At 58.0% G+C, this 17,839-nt stretch carries 11 protein-coding genes and 1 pseudogene; 7 read left to right on the top strand and 5 right to left on the bottom strand.

Going from position 1 to position 17,839, the window contains the following annotated elements:
- Positions 1–23: 23 nt before the first annotated feature.
- Positions 24–5,876 carry a DUF3320 domain-containing protein gene (locus CAF74_RS08815; protein ID WP_085746269.1) on the bottom strand — a complete coding sequence of 1,951 codons (5,853 nt, stop codon included), beginning with the start codon at positions 5,874–5,876 and terminating at the stop codon, positions 24–26.
- A gap of 304 nt (positions 5,877–6,180) precedes the next feature.
- On the opposite strand from CAF74_RS08815, the gene CAF74_RS08810 reads away from it, so the two are divergent.
- A complete protein-coding gene (locus CAF74_RS08810) occupies positions 6,181–6,390 on the top strand; it encodes a hypothetical protein (RefSeq protein WP_085746082.1) in 210 nt (69 codons plus the stop codon).
- 5 nt (positions 6,391–6,395) lie between these two features.
- Here CAF74_RS08810 and CAF74_RS08805 read toward each other — a convergent pair.
- The 3 genes and pseudogenes from CAF74_RS08805 to CAF74_RS08795 all read right to left on the bottom strand — a co-directional run bounded on the left by CAF74_RS08805 (position 6,396) and on the right by CAF74_RS08795 (position 10,190).
- Positions 6,396–7,316, bottom strand: a pseudogene (locus CAF74_RS08805) (bifunctional oligoribonuclease/PAP phosphatase NrnA).
- 75 nt (positions 7,317–7,391) lie between these two features.
- The gene (locus tag CAF74_RS08800; RefSeq protein WP_085746081.1) at positions 7,392–8,675 is read right to left on the bottom strand and encodes a Zn-dependent hydrolase; all 1,284 of its coding nucleotides are present in this window, start codon (positions 8,673–8,675) and stop codon (positions 7,392–7,394) included.
- A gap of 30 nt (positions 8,676–8,705) precedes the next feature.
- A complete protein-coding gene (locus CAF74_RS08795) occupies positions 8,706–10,190 on the bottom strand; it encodes an NCS1 family nucleobase:cation symporter-1 (protein WP_085746080.1) in 1,485 nt (494 codons plus the stop codon).
- Positions 10,191–10,810: 620 nt separating this feature from the next.
- Between CAF74_RS08795 and hydA the strand changes: the two genes are divergently transcribed.
- From hydA to preA, 3 genes are all read left to right on the top strand, one after another.
- On the top strand, positions 10,811–12,250 hold the full coding sequence (gene hydA / locus CAF74_RS08790; RefSeq protein ID WP_085746079.1) for a dihydropyrimidinase: 1,440 nt from the start codon (positions 10,811–10,813) through the stop codon (positions 12,248–12,250).
- A gap of 177 nt (positions 12,251–12,427) precedes the next feature.
- Complete coding sequence (locus CAF74_RS08785; protein ID WP_085746078.1) at positions 12,428–13,795, top strand: NAD(P)-dependent oxidoreductase; 1,368 nt, start codon at positions 12,428–12,430, stop codon at positions 13,793–13,795.
- On the top strand, positions 13,796–15,070 hold the full coding sequence (gene preA, locus CAF74_RS08780; protein ID WP_085746077.1) for an NAD-dependent dihydropyrimidine dehydrogenase subunit PreA: 1,275 nt from the start codon (positions 13,796–13,798) through the stop codon (positions 15,068–15,070).
- Positions 15,071–15,365: 295 nt separating this feature from the next.
- Here the strand turns inward: preA and CAF74_RS08775 are convergent, their stop codons facing one another.
- On the bottom strand, positions 15,366–15,986 hold the full coding sequence (locus CAF74_RS08775; RefSeq protein WP_007952885.1) for a TetR/AcrR family transcriptional regulator: 621 nt from the start codon (positions 15,984–15,986) through the stop codon (positions 15,366–15,368).
- Between the two features lie 146 nt (positions 15,987–16,132).
- On the opposite strand from CAF74_RS08775, the gene CAF74_RS08770 reads away from it, so the two are divergent.
- The 3 genes from CAF74_RS08770 to copD are packed head-to-tail and all read left to right on the top strand — an operon-like array spanning position 16,133 to position 17,838.
- Positions 16,133–16,567 (top strand): GNAT family N-acetyltransferase, encoded by a 435-nt coding sequence (locus CAF74_RS08770; protein WP_085648338.1) that lies wholly within the window; start codon positions 16,133–16,135, stop codon positions 16,565–16,567.
- 47 nt (positions 16,568–16,614) lie between these two features.
- Positions 16,615–16,977 carry a copper homeostasis periplasmic binding protein CopC gene (copC, locus tag CAF74_RS08765; protein WP_085746076.1) on the top strand — a complete coding sequence of 121 codons (363 nt, stop codon included), beginning with the start codon at positions 16,615–16,617 and terminating at the stop codon, positions 16,975–16,977.
- 3 nt (positions 16,978–16,980) lie between these two features.
- Positions 16,981–17,838 (top strand): copper homeostasis membrane protein CopD, encoded by an 858-nt coding sequence (gene copD / locus CAF74_RS08760; protein WP_085746075.1) that lies wholly within the window; start codon positions 16,981–16,983, stop codon positions 17,836–17,838.
- Position 17,839: the final 1 nt, after the last annotated feature.

Raw genomic sequence — 17,839 nt, 5'->3', positions numbered from 1 at the left:
TTTTGTTGTAGTGCTTTAAAAAATCACAAATCTGACATCGACTTGATTGCCAGCTCTATCCTTTCACGCGCTGCTCCAGTCAAACGCTTCACGCCGAAAGTTTTGGCAATTTCCAAAGGCATGTCGCCGGCGGAAATCAAAGACGCAACCATCAGTAGTTCCTCAGCGGCGATCTCCTCCACCGACCTGCCATCATCCGATGTCGCAGGTATCCGATATTTGTTCCAACCCGCAATATCACTTTTGGAATGCCAAACAAATTGACCATCAACCGGATCAGTTTTCAGATGATGATTTTGCTCTGTCAGATCAAGAACTCGCTCTCGAATGAGACGGCCAGAGCGTTGAAAACCATGTGCCCGGGCTACGCGCTGTACCAACACTGAATCTAGGATCGGAGCCTCCTGCAACAACACATGTGCAATCAGTTCGGCTAGAACTGCATCATATTCAGGCGAGTAAAACGCCTCAGCATTGATTCTGTCGCCGACGCTTGTGAAGTCGGTGACACGGTATTCATCTTTGATTGCGGGTGAGGCGTGCAGTGTGAACGACTTCGCGATTTTGAGTTCGGGAGGTCGTTCATCAGAAGCATCGCCCTCTGATACAGCAGAAACTTCCTCTTTCTCTACGTCATTTGCCAGTGGAGCGCTATGCACTAACGACAAATGAGGTGTTGAGGACTCTTGCTCAACTGTTTTGCTAACGAGAGCCGATGCACGCGACTCTTCCAAAAGAGCCTCAAGCGATGCATGCAAGCGATCCAGCGCGCCGGACTTATCGATCCACCATTCTGTCGACCAGAGCCGAAGCAGCTTCCAGCCCAAACCTTGCAGGATTGCGCTACGAACTTTGTCGCGATCTCGCGCGGTCGCCGCACTGTGATAGGTCGCACCATCACATTCAACACCAACCAGGTAATCGCCGGGTCTGTCTGGATGGACAATGCCTAAATCAATGCGGAAACGTGATACGCCTATTTGCGGCACGACTTGCCAGCCTTTCCGTCTCAGCTCATGAGCAACTGCTTCCTCAAAAGGTGAGTCATAACCGCCCACTGAACCCTGCACTGCCTCAGCAAGAGCCCTCGGCCCTCTCTGAGCAAATTCAATGAAGTGCTTCAGATCACGAACAGCCCGGGCGTTGGTGCGATTTAAATCAATCATTGAAGAATCAAAAGAGGAGAAAACCATCATCTCCCTGCGCGCGCGGGTTATCGCCACGTTCAAACGACGCCATCCGCCTTCTTTGTTCAATGGACCGAAGTTCATCGACATAACCTGCGCACCAGGCTCGGTTGGGCCATACCCGATACCAAGCATGATCAAATCGCGCTCATCGCCCTGGACTGTCTCCAGGTTTTTTACGACGACGGGTTCAGCAATGTCATGCTGGAAGAACGGCTCGATCTGCGGGAACTGTTGCCGCGCCCTATCCAGCAGATCGTTGATCAGTCTTTGCTGGTCGCTATTGAGTGTGATGATCCCAATCGTATGACCGCTCGCAACAAACGCCGGATCCATCAAACGCTTCACAGTCTCGGTAACGATGGCCTCGGCCTCGGCCTGATTGTGCCTGCCCTTGCCTTTCGCATAGACGCCATCAACACGTCGCCACTCCACAGCGCTTGCACGCGTTTCAGCCGCAGGGAAGGTAATGAGATTACTGTCGTAGTAGCGATGGTTCGAGAACGCGATCAAGCTTTCATGGCGACTCCGGTAGTGCCAACTGAGGCTATGACTTGGGATGCCTGCGCCCAGACACTCATCCAAGATGCTCTCCATGTCCTCAGCAGTATCATCCTCTGCGGCAGACGCGGCGCGATTGAAAAAATTGGTTGGAGGCATCTGACGTGGATCACCCGCAATGACCACCTGCTTACCCCTCGCGATCGACCCGATGGCATCCCATGGAGCAATTTGCGAGGCCTCATCGAATATCACCAAGTCAAAAAGTGCGAGATCTGTTGGAAGATACTGCGCAATCGATAGAGGGCTCATCAGCATGCAAGGAGCGAGTTTCGACATGGCATCGCCCATCTCAACAGCAAGCTGTCGCACGGGTTTGTGCCGACGTGATTTTTGCAGCTCGTGCTTCAAGATGCCGAAACCACCTTGCTTACCGATCTCGTTTTTCGACGGGATCAATCCACACAGCTTCGCTCGAATATATCGAACAGTAAGCTTGGACAGGTCCTCATCCAGACGTACAAACGCCTCAATATCGCTAGTGTGCTCCGCTGGCACGAAGTTACGAAGCAGAGGGTCCGCGTCGATCATCACCCTTGCAAACCAGCGTGCGTAAGATGTTTCGAATGCGTCTACAGTACCGCCCTCTGGCAACCCTTTAATTGCCAATGCATCACTTAACGGTTGAAGCCCGGACGCTATCGCCTCTTCACGCACCCGACACCAATCGCACCAGCCTTTCAGCTTTGACTCATGCCGAGAAATAGCACTGGCCGCATCGAGCAATGACTCAATTGTTAATTTGCCCTCTATCGGGCGATTACTCAGTTCATAGAAGCGTTTGCTCGTTTGACTGAACGCTTCCAATGCATCTTTTAATTGGTGAAGCGCTGCTGCGATAAAACCACCCCCGCCTAATAACTCATTGGCTTCAACGACGAGCTTTTGTGTGGCCCCCCGCAGTGCAATGAGATCTTCAGGGGACTCTGCGCGCGAGCTGATCAACGTTCTCAAGCGTTCAGCGAGCTCCCAAGCTACCGCCATCGCGGATTGATCACTTGAAACTCCGCTCCACCCAGGCACAGCGTTTAAATCTGCAGACAAGCTGTCCAGCGAGATGAGCAGATCACGCATTTCAAAGAGTCTGGCAAGATCCTGCTCAACGTCCGGAAAGCCAACCACTCCGCCCTGACCCGCAAGGTTTTTACCCACCTTTTTCTTGGCCAAAGTCGCGAGGAACCAAAACTTGGTCTTGCCAGTTTCCCAATCGCTTTTGACTTGTTCGAGGTTGATGGTGCGGCAGGCTTCTGAGGCGTAGCGCACCGACAGCGAGTGTTCAATTTCTTGGTAATTTGTGAGGATCTGCACAGCTTTCTTGGCTGCAACGATCTTGGCACTTGCATTCAACGTGAATGCAAAAGAGAGATCGATACCGTGCGTATCTACCAAGAGCGCAACAAACTGGCAAAAACGTTCGATTTCCTCCTCACTCGAAACGGCTAGGGGAAGATCGGTGGCTCTCAACAAGTTGTTACAGGCAATCTTCAGCCGCTCAATGACTCCCGGCAGCTCCCTGGAAACTGCAGCGATCGACTCTTGCCAGCCGTTTGACCATTCGGTGGGAGAGATGGGCGAGAAGTCAGCTGACAGATCGCGGGCAGCCTGACTATTCAAATCGAGACGTCGGGCAAGATCACGCAGGCGCGCGTACTCTTCCGCGTCGTGAGACGTTCCCTCTGGCCATGCAATATGCGGTAACGCGGCGTGCCCATCTCGTACGACACGACCTATAGCCTGATGGACTGTTAATCCATTAGGTTGCCGACGATGCAAGGTTCCCACGACTTCGTTCAATCGATTTCGTAGTTTGTGCAGTTTTGCCGTTTCGACAGCCCACTCTTCAGCGGTCAACGCATCGCGAACATCCCAAGCCCGCTCCAATTGTTTAAGTACTTCAACCTTGGATGTTTTGCTGGAATGCAGCTCAAGACAGAATTCGCCTAGTCCTTTTTCTTCAAGCCGACGATAGACAACGTCCAAAGCGGCCATTTTTTCTGCTACGAACAAGACCCTGCGACCTAGAGCCAGGTTGTGGGCAATCATGTTGGCGATGGTTTGGGACTTACCGGTGCCGGGAGGTCCATCAAGAACGAAATCACAACCGCTGGCGGAGGCAACAACTGCAGCCAGTTGGGAGGAGTCAGCAGGTAACGGTGTAAACAGATCGGCCGGGCTGACTTTTCTATCCAGCTCGTGAGGCTGTGGAAACTCCCCCGACGTTGCAAAGCCATCACCGCCGACACTTCTTTCCAGCAAATGTTTGACCATCGGGCTCTTCAAAAGCTGCTCAGAGCGAGCAGCCAGATCCTGCCACATCAAATATTTCGCGAAAGAGAACGTTCCCAGCACGAGCTCAGTGGTGACCTCAAAACCCGGCACGTCTCTGATTGCACGGCGCACTGTATTCCAGATCCCAGCGACATCAATGCCACTGTCGTCGGAGGGAAGTTCACCTTCAAGCCCCGGAATAACAAGTTCAAAGTCATGTCTTAACAGTTCGAGCAGAGTCAAATTGAAGCGAGGCTCATCTTCAAGCAAAGTCATTGTCACGCCAGACAACGCACTTTTACGATCAAGTTTTACGGGTAGCAAAATTAAAGGAGCGGAATAGGTTTTCGGGTCGTCTGCCGACTTTTTCCACTTTAAAAACCCGAGTGCAAGAAAGAGAGTATTCGCTCCGCCTTCATCAAGATCACTGCGAGCTTTCCGGTACAGGTCAATCAGCGCTACTTCGAGCTTGGTTTTATCAAGCGTGGCCAGTACCTCACCACGAGACAATGCACTGCGAGCGTATTCATCTCTGAGCGACTCTCGATTTTGTTGCTCATAGAGTGCCGCATCTCTGCCTCCAGCCTCCAGATCCGGTATAGACACGATCCTGATTCGCTTGCCGCTGGCCAGTTGGTCTTCCAGCTCAGCGGGCTCAGGACAGATCAAGCGAACGCCTTTAGCACTATCCGGCAAGTGTAAAAGTCGATTTCGAGTAGTCAGGTCGAGAAGCTTGCGTTGCCACAGCGTAAGCTTACCGGCGGGAGATTCTGACTCAGTAAGAATCTCTACATCAAAGCCCGGTAATTGTGGCGCAATCTCCAATGCCTCGAGTGGTGTCTCCGCCTCTTGAATCACATCTGATTTAGACGCGGGAATTGACGTTGCTAAAGGACGGATGCGCTGCATGCGTGCTCGATGCATATCAATGGCCATGATGAAATCTTCATCGTTGACCTGTCTTTCAGCTGTACTAATCGCCTGACTGAAACCTGGAACAGGAAATTGTGTTGCGAGAGTGGTTTCAAATACGAGGGCCTCTTTCAGATCGATACGCTTTCGTACCGCGGACGCCTCATCTGTAATCAGTTGAGAAAACTCTTGGGGCTGCAACCAAACTCCTGCAAAAGCATGACCTTTCGTCAGCAACAGAAGTGCGTTCAGTCCGGCTTGCTCCAGTGCTGCGGCAAAAAGCAATGCTGTGTCCAGGCACGTTGCAACACCACCCTCCAATATGAGGCTCGGAGTTCTTACTTTCTGACCGTAAGTCTCAAAGCTTGCCGGTGGTAGTGCGTAGCTCAATTTAAGTCCGCAGACTGCGGACCATATTGCGGACGTGAGCTCCCAGGTTCTGGTTCTGGACTTACTTTCGTAACCGTTGATGCCATCTGCCTTGCCAGCTCGGCGCAGAACATCAGAAGCAGATTTGAGTATCCGATCTACCGCAGGGTCATTTGGCATTGCAAACGCCGGTAGAAGCTCTGGCATGGAGTTAACGCCCCCCCACTCATTTCGTGCCAAAAGCTCAACCGGGAAGATTTGACTATTGAGAACTTCACCATTGAAACGTAGGTGCAGCGAAAGGGTCGCGCTGAGGCTCTCCGTCAGATCGGCGAGATAAGCGGCATTCAGCTTCAAATTTCGTTCTGAAATATGCAGCGTCGACTCTTTGTTTAATCGATCCAGACGCCAAGTCTTGCCTTCAAGGAAGGGAGGGTCCGCAACAAGCTCCAGTTCAAGATCGCTGTAATCAGCTTCACCATCGTTGTGTACGGTCAGTTCTCTGAGGACCGGGACAGAATTTTGGTGAGAAGCAAAGCCAATCTTGCTGGCGATCACTCCCTCGATCTTGATGGTCATGAACCACTTCTCCATGGAAAATTCGATGAAACAAACAGAGGCCATACTCACCGACAAGGGGGGATTTTGAAACTGCTTTTTCGATCAAAGGTAGAGATATGTTCGCTCCTACAGTCGAGCCTCTAGATTTACTCCATTAATGAACAGGAAATATGCCTGTTTAACTCATGCGCGTTTCACAAGCTCACCAACGCCCTCCATAAAAACCTAGCATTAGCGCCTTGCGGTTTTGTCGACTAACGTTAGTACCTCATCGGATTGAGCCCCAACCAGCAAGATCGGGCTCTTGATCAAGGAGAGACTGATGAAATCCAGCCGCCTCATCGAACAGACCTATCGCACCTGGTCCAGCCCCATCCTGCTGGAGCTGAAAAAGCGCGAGCACGAGATGGCGCCGGCCGAACGCCAGGCGCTCGAGAATGTGCTGGTGGAAAGACGATTGCTGGACGTTGGCAATCCGAAAGGCGTTGAACGGCGTAAGAGTGCGGCGAGTAAAACCGGCAATCCCGGATAATCACTTCACCCGCCTGAGTTTGCGCTCAGCCCCAGACTCAGTAACTCCTTGCGCAAGATCGAGGGCTTTAGAGCCGCTAATCCAGCCTGCCATTCCACCGGCAGCAAACGACTCAACTTCTGCTGGCTGACCACGGGTTCGGCCAGCAAACAGCTTTTGCGTTGGCTGATGCAGATGACGTTCAGCAACCAGTCATCGCCCTGCCCGCCCATCCCATCGTTGATCGTCGAGCGATGCCTTTCGAGCAAGGCATCGGCGTCCCACACCGTCATTTGAGCGAAGACCTGCGGCAGGAGGCTGTCGGGTTTCATCCGTTTCAAGTCTGCGGCCAATGCGGCGCAGATGTCTGATTCGATAGCGGTCTGGCATTCGAGGAAATATTGCTCGGGCCAGTCCTCCGTGAGTTTTGCGTGGGGTACAGTTTCAGCATAGGCGTCGATGTCCGCCGCCGTGGTCATCTGCCCGGTGAAATTCAGTGTGTTGTCCAGAATCGCCGTGGCCAGCAGCGCGGCGCTTTGTTCGCTGATCCTCGACAGCCATCCTGTGGCTTTTCAGCGCTGGAAAACCTGCGTCGCCGCCGCGCCGATCGGGCAGATGTCGGCGGCAGATCCGAGTGTCTGTGCCCAATGCTGTTCGAAGCCCGGATGATGGTCGATGACTTCCACCACCCGATCGAGCGCGACCATTGGGTCGAAATAGTGGTAATCGGATACGTCGACCAGCACAAACTCATCGCTGGATGTCGGGCGGTAGTCGTGCAAAACAGCGCCCCAGCCGAGCACGGTTGTCGAAACGCTGGCATTGGGTTTTGCGCTGCTGACGGCGCGGGCCGAAATGCCCTGCAGGTTGAGCAGTTCGGCGTAGGCGATGCAGCAGGCGTAGGCGTCGATGTCCAGATACGCCGAGCCTGAGGTGATGACTTTTATGAGCGACATTGCGCGTCCCTGACTTCCTTTTCAGGGGCGGCAACGTCGCACATTTTCATGAACGATTAATGAACGTCAGGCAGCGCGTTGTCCCCCGGCCACCGCCGCAGAAGCCGCCAGCATCGCCCGCAACAACACCGCACAGCCGGCCGCCAGATCGTCCGGCGCGGCGTTTTCGATTTCGTTGTGGCTGATGCCGCCTTCGCACGGTACGAAGATCATCCCGGCCGGACCCAGTTCGGCGAGGAAAATCGCGTCGTGGCCGGCGCCGCTGACGATGTCCATGTGCGACAGGCCCAGACCTTTGGCGGCGCCGCGCACGGCTTCGACGCAGCCTTTTTCGAAGTACAGCGGCGGGAAGTCGGCGGTCGGGGTCAGTTCATAGGTCAGTCCGTGTTCCTCGCAGGTCGCTTCGATGACTTGCTTGACCTCGGCGATCATCGAGTCGAGGCGTGCCGGTTCCAGGTGGCGGAAGTCGAGGGTCATGCGCACCTCACCCGGAATAACGTTGCGCGAGCCGGGATAGGCTTGCAGGCAACCGACGGTGCCGCAGGCGTGGGGTTGGTGCCCGAGCGCCGCGCGATTGACCGCGCCGACGATCACCGAGGCGCCGACCAGTGCGTCCTTGCGCAGGTGCATCGGGGTCGGACCGGCGTGGGCTTCGACGCCGCGCAGTTTCAGGTCGAACCACTTCTGCCCCAGTGCGCCGAGCACTACACCGATGGTTTTCTGTTCGTCCTCAAGGATCGGGCCTTGCTCGATATGTGCTTCGAAATAGGCGCCGACCTTGTGCCCGCTGACCTTGCGCTGCCCGGCGTAGCCGATGGCGTTCAGTGCTTCGCCGACCGTAACGCCGTCGGCATCGACCTTGGCCAGGGTTTCTTCGAGGGTGAATTTTTCCGCGAACACGCCGGAGCCCATCATGCACGGGGCGAAGCGCGAGCCTTCTTCGTTGGTCCAGACCACCACTTCCAGCGGGGCCTCGGTTTCCACGCCGAGGTCGTTGAGGGTGCGCAGCACCTCGACCCCGGCCAGCACGCCGAAGCAGCCGTCGAACTTGCCGCCGGTGGGCTGGGTGTCGATGTGGCTGCCGGTCATCACCGGCGGCAGGTTCGGATTACGGCCGGGACGACGGGCGAAGATGTTGCCGACTTCATCGACCGTGACGCTGCAACCGGCGTCCTTGCACCACTGCACGAACAGGTCGCGGGCCTGGCGATCGAGGTCGGTCAGCGCGAGGCGACAGACCCCGCCCTTGACCGTGGCGCCGAGCTTGGCGAGCTCCATGAGCGACGCCCACAAGCGGTCGCGGTTGATGTGCTGATGGGTCGATTGCAGAACGTCTACGGCTGCGTTCATGGGGATCTCCTCAGGCAGTTCTTATGGGAATTACAACGGCGATTTGACGGCCACCGGCGTCGCACGCATCGCGCACAACCCGTAATAGATCAACCCGCCCAGCGCCGAGCCGGTGAACCAGCCGTAGCTGTAGAACCAGCTGAATGCGCTGCTGCCCAGCGACAGCAAGGTCAGCACCACCGGCACGCCGAACGCGATGAACCCGGCCCAGTTCCACGCCGGGTACACGTCGTCGCGGTACAGGCCGGCCAGGTCCAGTTGCTGTTTCTTGATCAGGAAATAGTCCACCACCATGATCCCGGCGATCGGCCCGAGCAGGCTGGAATAGCCCAGCAGCCAGTTCGAATACACGGTTTCCAGGCTGACATCGGAGACGATCAGCCCAAGCTTTTTCAGCAGCTCATGGCCCATCAGCGCCAGCCCGACGAACCCGGTGAGAATCACCGCTTTGGTGCGGTTGATCACCTTGGGCGCGATGTTCTGGAAGTCGTTGGTTGGCGAAACGATGTTGGCGGCGGTGTTGGTCGACAGCGTGGCGATGATGATCAGCGCCATGGCCACCGCGACCCATACCGGGCTCTGGATGTGGCCGATCAAAGTCACCGGATCGGAGACGCTGACGCCCACCAGTTTCACCGAGGCGGCGGTCATCACCACGCCCAGTGCGGCGAACAGGAACATGGTCAGCGGCAGGCCGAAAATCTGCCCGAGGATCTGATCCTTCTGGCTGCGGGCATAACGGCTGAAGTCGGGAATGTTCAACGACAGGGTGGCCCAGAAACCGACCATCGCCGTCAGCCCGGCGGCGAAGTAACTGACCACACTCGCGCCCTCGGGACGCTTCGGCGGAATCGCCAGCAGTTCAGTCATCGAAACATTCGGCATGGCCCACACCAGCAACCCGATGCCGACCGCCACCAGCAGCGGTGCCGACAGGGTTTCCAGCCATTTGATCGACTCGGCGCCACGGATCACCACCCACAGGTTCAGCGCCCAGAAGACCATGAAACCGATCACCTCCCCCGTCCCGCCAAGGGATTTCCAGCCGTCGAACACCGAGCCGAGAAACAGGTGAATTGCCAGCCCGCCAAACATGGTCTGGATGCCGAACCAGCCGCACGCCACCAGCGCGCGGATCAGGCACGGCACGTTGGAGCCGAGAATCCCGAACGACGAGCGCAGCAGCACCGGAAACGGAATCCCGTACTTGGTGCCGGGAAACGCGTTGAGCGTAAGAGGAATCAGGACGATGACGTTGGCAAACAGTATCGCCAGCAAGGCTTCACCAACGCTAAGGCCGAAATACGCGGTGAGTACGCCGCCGAGGGTGTAGGTCGGCACGCAGATCGACATGCCGACCCACAGCGCGGTGATGTGCCATTTGTTCCAGGTTCGTTCGCGCACCTTGGTCGGTGCCATGTCGTGGTTGTAACGGGGACTGTCGAGGACGTCGCTGCCGGCTTCGAGTTCGAACAAGCCGTCGCGCTCGGTCACTTGCGATCTGTTCTGTTGCATGGCCGCTCCACTGTTCTTCTGATTATTTTTTGCTCATCAGGCGGCTGCACACGCAGGTGTGAGCCGGACGATGGCCGGAGGAACTGACAACTTTCATGCACCGGCCATGGTGTCAGCGGCGGCATCAATAAACGTGCCGGGTGCCCCGCTTTCGCATCGGGCCGTGCCTCTATTTTTTTGTAACCGACTGATGTTTATCAGGTTTAATTATTCACCCGGTGAGGCCGCGAAAACTTGACTGAACACTCAGGCTAAATGCCAGGCAGGTTGTCCGAACTGTCAGGACTCAATCTGGTGCACTGCATTATTTTTCTTCAGAACGCGTCACCCGCAGCTCAACTTCAAGCGGCTGATTTCACATAGGAAATCTTGCTCATATTTCCAACCTGTCAAGTGCGTCAAAATGGTGAAGCGCCTCACCATTTTGGTGATTTTGTATTTTTATCGTTATTTTTCAACGACTTAAAACAGTCATAAGCTTATAAAAAATAATCTTGATCAATTGCTTAACTGCGACTAGCGTCTATTCCTGACAGCGCTGACAAGATTACGCATTTGCCGCTGCAAACAATAAAACACTAGAACCGGCAAAAGTCGGTCATGCCTGCGAGGAACTCGGAATGTCTCTGTTGATCCGTGGCGCCACCGTTGTTACCCATGATGAAAGTTACCGCGCCGATGTCTATTGCGCTGACGGCGTGATCAAAGCCATTGGTGAAAACCTGGATGTTCCCGCCGGCGCCGAAGTACTCGACGGCAGCGGCCAATACCTGATGCCCGGCGGCATCGATCCGCACACCCACATGCAACTCCCGTTCATGGGCACCGTGGCCAGCGAAGATTTCTACAGCGGCACCGCCGCAGGCCTGGCCGGCGGCACCACCTCGATCATCGATTTCGTGATTCCCAATCCGCAGCAGTCGCTGCTCGAAGCGTTTCACCAGTGGCGCGGCTGGGCGGAAAAGTCCGCCTCCGACTACGGCTTCCACGTCGCGATCACTTGGTGGAGCGAGCAGGTGCGGGAGGAAATGGCCAAGCTGGTCAGCCATCACGGGATCAACAGCTTCAAGCATTTCATGGCCTACAAGAACGCGATCATGGCCGCCGACGACACGCTGGTGGCGAGCTTCGAGCGCTGCCTGGAACTGGGCGCGGTGCCGACCGTGCATGCGGAAAACGGCGAGCTGGTCTATCACCTGCAACGCAAGTTGATGGCCCAGGGCATCACCGGGCCGGAAGCGCATCCGCTGTCGCGGCCCTCGCAGGTCGAAGGTGAAGCCGCGAGCCGGGCGATCCGCATCGCTGAAACCATCGGCACGCCGCTGTACCTGGTGCACGTATCGACCAAAGAGGCCCTCGACGAAATCACCTATGCCCGCAGCAAGGGTCAGCCGGTCTACGGCGAAGTGCTGGCCGGGCATCTGCTGCTGGACGACAGTGTCTACCAGCACCCGGACTGGCAGACCGCCGCGGGTTACGTGATGAGCCCGCCGTTCCGCCCGCGCGGGCATCAGGAGGCGCTGTGGCATGGTTTGCAAAGCGGCAACCTGCACACCACCGCCACCGACCATTGCTGCTTCTGCGCCGAGCAAAAAGCCGCCGGGCGCGACGACTTCAGCAAGATCCCCAACGGCACCGCCGGCATCGAAGACCGCATGGCGGTGTTGTGGGATGAAGGGGTGAATTCGGGACGCCTGTCGATGCAGGACTTCGTCGCCCTCACCTCCACCAACACCGCAAAAATCTTCAACCTCTACCCGCGCAAGGGCGCGATCCGCGTCGGCGCCGATGCCGACCTGGTGCTGTGGGACCCGCAAGGCACCCGCACCATCTCCGCCAAGACCCACCATCAGCAGGTGGACTTCAACATCTTCGAAGGCAAGACCGTGACCGGTGTGCCGAGCCACACCGTCAGCCAGGGCCGGGTGGTCTGGGCCGACGGCGACCTGCGCGCCGAGCGTGGGGCGGGCCGGTATATCGAACGACCGGCGTATCCGGCGGTGTTTGATTTGCTGAGCAAGCGGGCTGAGTTGCACAGGCCTGTGGCCGTCAAGCGCTGATCAGATCGTTCCCACGCTCTGCGTGGGAATGCAGCCCGTGACGCTCCGCGTCACTGGACGCGGAGCGTCCCTTGAGGCATTCCCACGCGGACGGTTCGACGCCTCGACGTGGGAACGATCAAAAAACCACTGCCCGACAGAGGCAGAAAACCTCAAATAACCGTGAGGCAAAAAACCGTGATCGAGACCCTGAACCATCTCCCGCACCCGCACGAAAGTGCGGCCGCCCTCGCCGGCCACTTCACCGATCTGGCGCCGCCGCTCAACGACCGTCAGGCGCATCTGGAAGCCTCGCGCTGCCTGTATTGCTACGACGCGCCGTGCGTGAATGCGTGCCCGAGTGAGATCGACATTCCGTCGTTCATCCGCAATATCCATCAGGACAACGTGCCAGGCGCCGCGCAGAAAATCCTTTCGGCGAACATCCTTGGCGGCAGCTGCGCGCGGGTCTGTCCGACCGAAATCCTCTGCCAGCAAGCCTGCGTGCGCAACAACGCCCACGAATGCGCGCCGGTGCTGATCGGCCTGCTGCAACGCTATGCCGTGGACAACGCGCACTTTACCGAGCACCCGTTCCAGCGCGCCGCCGCCACCGGTAAACGCATCGCCGTGGTTGGTGCCGGCCCGGCGGGTTTGTCCTGCGCGCATCGCAGCGCCATGCATGGTCACGACGTGGTGATTTTCGAGGCACGGGAAAAGGCTGGCGGGCTCAACGAATACGGGATCGCCAAGTACAAACTGGTCGACGACTATGCACAGAAGGAGTTGGATTTCCTCCTGCAAATCGGCGGCATCGAAATCCGTCACGGCCAGAAACTCGGTGAGAATCTGACTCTCAGCGAACTGCACCAACAATTCGACGCGGTGTTCCTCGGCCTCGGCCTGAACGCCAGCAAGCAACTCGGCCTGGCCCACGAAGACGCCCCCGGCCTGCTCGCCGCCACTGACTACATCCGCGAATTGCGCCAGGCCGATGACCTGTCGCAACTGCCGCTGGCCGAACGTTGCATCGTCCTCGGCGCCGGTAACACCGCCATCGACATGGCCGTGCAAATGGCCCGCCTCGGTGCTCGCGACGTCAATCTGGTTTATCGCCGTGGCGCGGCGGACATGGGCGCCACCGGCCATGAACAAGACATCGCCAAGGCCAATCAGGTGCGACTGCTGACCTGGGCGCAACCGGACGAAGTGCTGCTCGACGCGCAAGGCAAGGTGCGCGGCATGCGTTTCGCCCGCACCCATCTGGTGGATGGTCGCCTGCAAACCACTGGCGAGACGTTCGAACTGGCCGCCGATGCGATCTTCAAAGCCATCGGCCAGGCCTTCGACGGCAGCGCCCTCGCCGACCCGCTGGCCCGCGAACTCAAGCGTCAGGGCGAACGCATCCAGGTCGATGAAAACCTGCGCACCAGTATCCCCGGCGTGTACGCAGGCGGCGACTGCACCAGCCTCGATCAGGATCTGACCGTGCAAGCGGTGCAACACGGCAAGCGCGCCGCCGAGGCGATCAACGCTCAACTGATGCTCAATGTGGAGGCTGCGTAAATGGCCGATCTCTCGATTGTCTTCGCCGGTATCAAAGCCCCCAATCCGTTCTGGCTGGCCTCGGCGCCGCCGACCGACAAGGCCTACAACGTGGTGCGCGCCTTCGAGGCCGGCTGGGGCGGCGTGGTCTGGAAAACCCTGGGTGAAGACCCGGCGGCGGTCAACGTGTCGTCCCGCTACTCGGCGCATTACGGCAACAACCGCGAAGTGCTGGGCATCAACAACATCGAACTGATCACCGACCGTTCGCTGGAAATCAACCTGCGGGAAATCACCCAGGTGAAGAAGGACTGGCCGGATCGCGCGCTGATCGTGTCGCTGATGGTGCCGTGCGTCGAAGAGTCGTGGAAACACATCCTGCCACTGGTGGAAGCCACCGGCGCTGACGGCATCGAGCTGAACTTCGGCTGCCCCCACGGCATGCCCGAGCGCGGCATGGGCGCGGCGGTCGGTCAGGTGCCGGAGTACGTCGAGCAGGTTACGCGCTGGTGCAAGACCTATTGCTCGCTGCCGGTGATCGTCAAGCTGACGCCGAACATCACCGACATCCGCGTCGCCGCGCGTGCGGCCCATCGCGGCGGCGCCGATGCGGTGTCGCTGATCAACACCATCAACTCGATCACCAGCGTCGACCTCGAACACATGGTCGCCCTGCCCACCGTCGGCAGCAAAAGTACCCACGGCGGTTATTGCGGCTCGGCAGTGAAGCCGATCGCGCTGAACATGGTCGCGGAAATCGCCCGTGATCCACAGACCCAGGGCCTGCCGATCTGCGGCATCGGCGGCATCGGCAGTTGGCGTGATGCGGCGGAGTTCATCGCCTTGGGCAGTGGCGCGGTGCAGGTGTGCACGGCGGCGATGCTGCATGGCTTCCGAATTGTCGATGAAATGAAGGATGGCCTGTCGCGGTGGATGGACAGTCAGGGTTACGCCAGCATCGCCGAGTTTTCCGGGCGCGCGGTGGGCAATACCACGGACTGGAAGTACCTGGACATCAACTATCAGGTGATTGCGAAGATCGACCAGGAAGCGTGCATTGGTTGCGGGCGTTGCCACATTGCCTGCGAGGACACTTCACACCAGGCCATCAGCAGCCTGAAACAGGCCGACGGCACGCATCAATATGAAGTGATTGATGATGAGTGTGTGGGGTGCAATCTGTGCCAGATCACCTGCCCGGTGGCGGATTGCATCGAGATGGTGCCGATGGAGACAGGGAAGCCGTTCCTGGACTGGAATCATGATCCGAGGAATCCGTATCACGTTGCTGTCTAGATTGCCTGCTGATCCAGAAGTCCCCTCACCCTAACCCTCTCCCCGAGGGAGAGGGGACTGATTGGGGGATATTGATGAATTACACCGACGTGAAAGTCTTGCGTTGAATCCATAACCGAAGCAGCTAGAGCTGCGCTTTGAATCCATAACCGAAACGGCCGGAACAAGGCTTTGAATCCATAATCAACTCGCTGGTTCAGGTCGATGTAACCCGCAAGACACCTCGGTCGGCTCCCTCTCCCTCCGGGCGGTCCGACGTTTCGGGAGGGCTGGGGTGAGGGCCAGCTTTTGACTTTCAGGGCTCCAACCCGATCCCCCGCAAAATCACGCTAGTCACCGTCTGCACCGCCCGCTCGAACTGCATGTCCGACAGCGGCTGGTGCTCATTCAAAATATTCACCTGATGATCGAAGTCGGCATAGTGCTGTGTCGAGGCCCAGATCATGTACAGCAGGCTCGACGGCTCCACCGGCAGAATCCGCTTGTCCTCCACCCACTGCCGGATCTTCGCCTCCTTCATCTTCGCCCAGTCATACAGGCTCACATCCAGCGCCTCGCCGAGGGTCGGGGCGCCGTGGATGATTTCGTTGGCCCAGACTTTCGACCCGTAAGGCCGGCTGCGCGAGTGGTTCATCTTGGCGCGGATGTAGCTGCTGAGCACCACGCGCGGATCGTCGAACATCTCGAAGCACAGCGCGTCCTGCTTCCACACTTCCAGCAGGTCGAACAGCACTGCGCTGTACAGTTCGCTCTTGGTCGAAAAGTAGTAATGCAGGTTGGATCGCGGCAGCTGCACTTCAGCCGCGATGTCCGCCATGGCGGTGCCGCCGAAACCTTTTTCGGCGAAGACTTTTTCCGCCGCCAGCAGGATCTTGTCGACGTTGGTGCGGCGGATTTCGATCTTGTGATTGCCCATGAGGGCTCCCTGAAGACAACGTTGTTGAAGACTAGCATCCGCTCTGGGCAAGGGGCGACAGCCGAGAACGATTCTTCACACACTTGGGCTTTTTTCTGGTTTAGGATCGCCCTCCTTCTCCCCGTCAGACACTGAAGGATCTGTCCATGACCATTCGAAAGCGCATCGCTGCGGATGATCCGCAGCTCGCCGCACTGTGGGAGCGCTCGGTCCGCGCCACTCACGACTTCCTCCCGGAAGATGACATCCATCGGCTGTTCCCGCTGGTGCGTGACACCTACCTGCCCGCGCTGGATGTGCAGGTTTTCGAGAACCCCGACCACTCCCCGGCAGGCTTCATCGCCACCGATGACGACACCGTACAAATGCTGTTCATTGACCCGGCTCAGCGTGGCCAGGGTATCGGCCGCCGCTTGCTCGACCACGTCCGGCGCCCGTTGCTGAAGGTCGACGTCAACGAACAGAACCCGCAAGCCCACGGCTTCTATCGGCACTACGGATTCGAAGACATCGGCCGCTCGGCACTCGACGGCGAAGGCCGGCCCTTTCCGGTCATTCACATGCGCCTGAAAGCCCTGTGATCCAGGTTCTATACTCAGCCCGCCATTTCACTGAAAGGAATCTTTCCATGTCGATGAAAAAACTGTTTACCACCGGCGCGCTGCTGGCCTCGCTGATCGTCACTTCCCAGGCCTTCGCCCACGCCCATCTGAAAAGCCAGACCCCGGCCGCCGACAGCACCGTCGCCGCACCGGCGGATCTGCGTCTGGTGTTTTCCGAAGGCGTCGAAGCCAGCTTCACCAAAGTTACCGTGACCCACGACGGCAAGCCGGTGGCGGTCAAACCGCTGACCACCGAAGGCGACAAGAAAATCCTGATCGTCACCCCCGAAGCACCACTGACCGCTGGCGAATACAAGGTCGAATGGCATGCGGTGTCGGTCGACACGCACAAAAGCGAAGGCGCCTATCAGTTCAAGGTTGGCCAGTAATTCATGAGTGAAGCGCTGGTGCTGTGCCGGTTCCTGCATTTCATCGTGGTGTTGATGCTGTTCGGGGCCTGGCTGTTCCGGCCGCTGCTGCTCAAGGGTGAAGCGCCGGCACTGGATCGGCAGTTGGCGCGACTGGCTCGCTGGCTGGTGGCGATTGCCCTGCTCAGCGGCGTCATCTGGGCGTTGTTGATTACTGCAAGCATGGCCGGTTCGGCGGCTGCCGCTTTTGATCCGGCCACCGTCGAGCTGGTTCTCGGTCATACGTTTTTCGGTCAGGTCTGGCGCTGGCATCTGTTGATCAATGCGCTGTTGCTGGCGTTGCTGTTTACGCCGTGGCGTTCGAACCGGCCATTGCGGCTGGGCCTGAGCGCGCTGCTGCTGATGACGCTGGCACCGGTCGGACACGGGGCGATGCTCGATGGCTTCAGCGGGCAAATGCTGATCCTCAATCAAGTCATTCACCTGACGTGTGTCGGCGCCTGGCTCGGCGGGCTGCTGATGCTGGTGATGATCCTGCGCCAACCTGACAAAGACATGCGCGAAATCTTGCAGCGTTTCAGCGGACTCGGTTACGCACTGGTCGCCGGCCTGCTGATCACCGGGCTGATCAACGTGCGCGTGCTCACCGGCCAATGGTGGCCGACACCGCTGTTCTCGGGATTCGCCCTGATACTGCTGATCAAGGCGCTGCTGGTGTCCGGCATGCTTGCACTGGCGCTGTTCAATCGCGTGCGGATCAACGATTGTGAACAACGGCTCGACACCCTCAAGCACAGCGTCATGCTCGAATGGCTGCTGGGGATCGGCGCCGTGGCGGCGGTGTCCGTGCTCGGCACCCTGCCGCCAATGATCGCCGCCTGAG

It is taken from the genome of Pseudomonas sp. R45(2017), assembly GCF_002112305.1.
GTDB classification, from domain to species: Bacteria; Pseudomonadota; Gammaproteobacteria; order Pseudomonadales; family Pseudomonadaceae; genus Aquipseudomonas; species Aquipseudomonas paraglycinae.
Note: the sequence above shows the minus strand (reverse complement) of the source record. Positions and strands in the feature narration are given on the sequence as shown.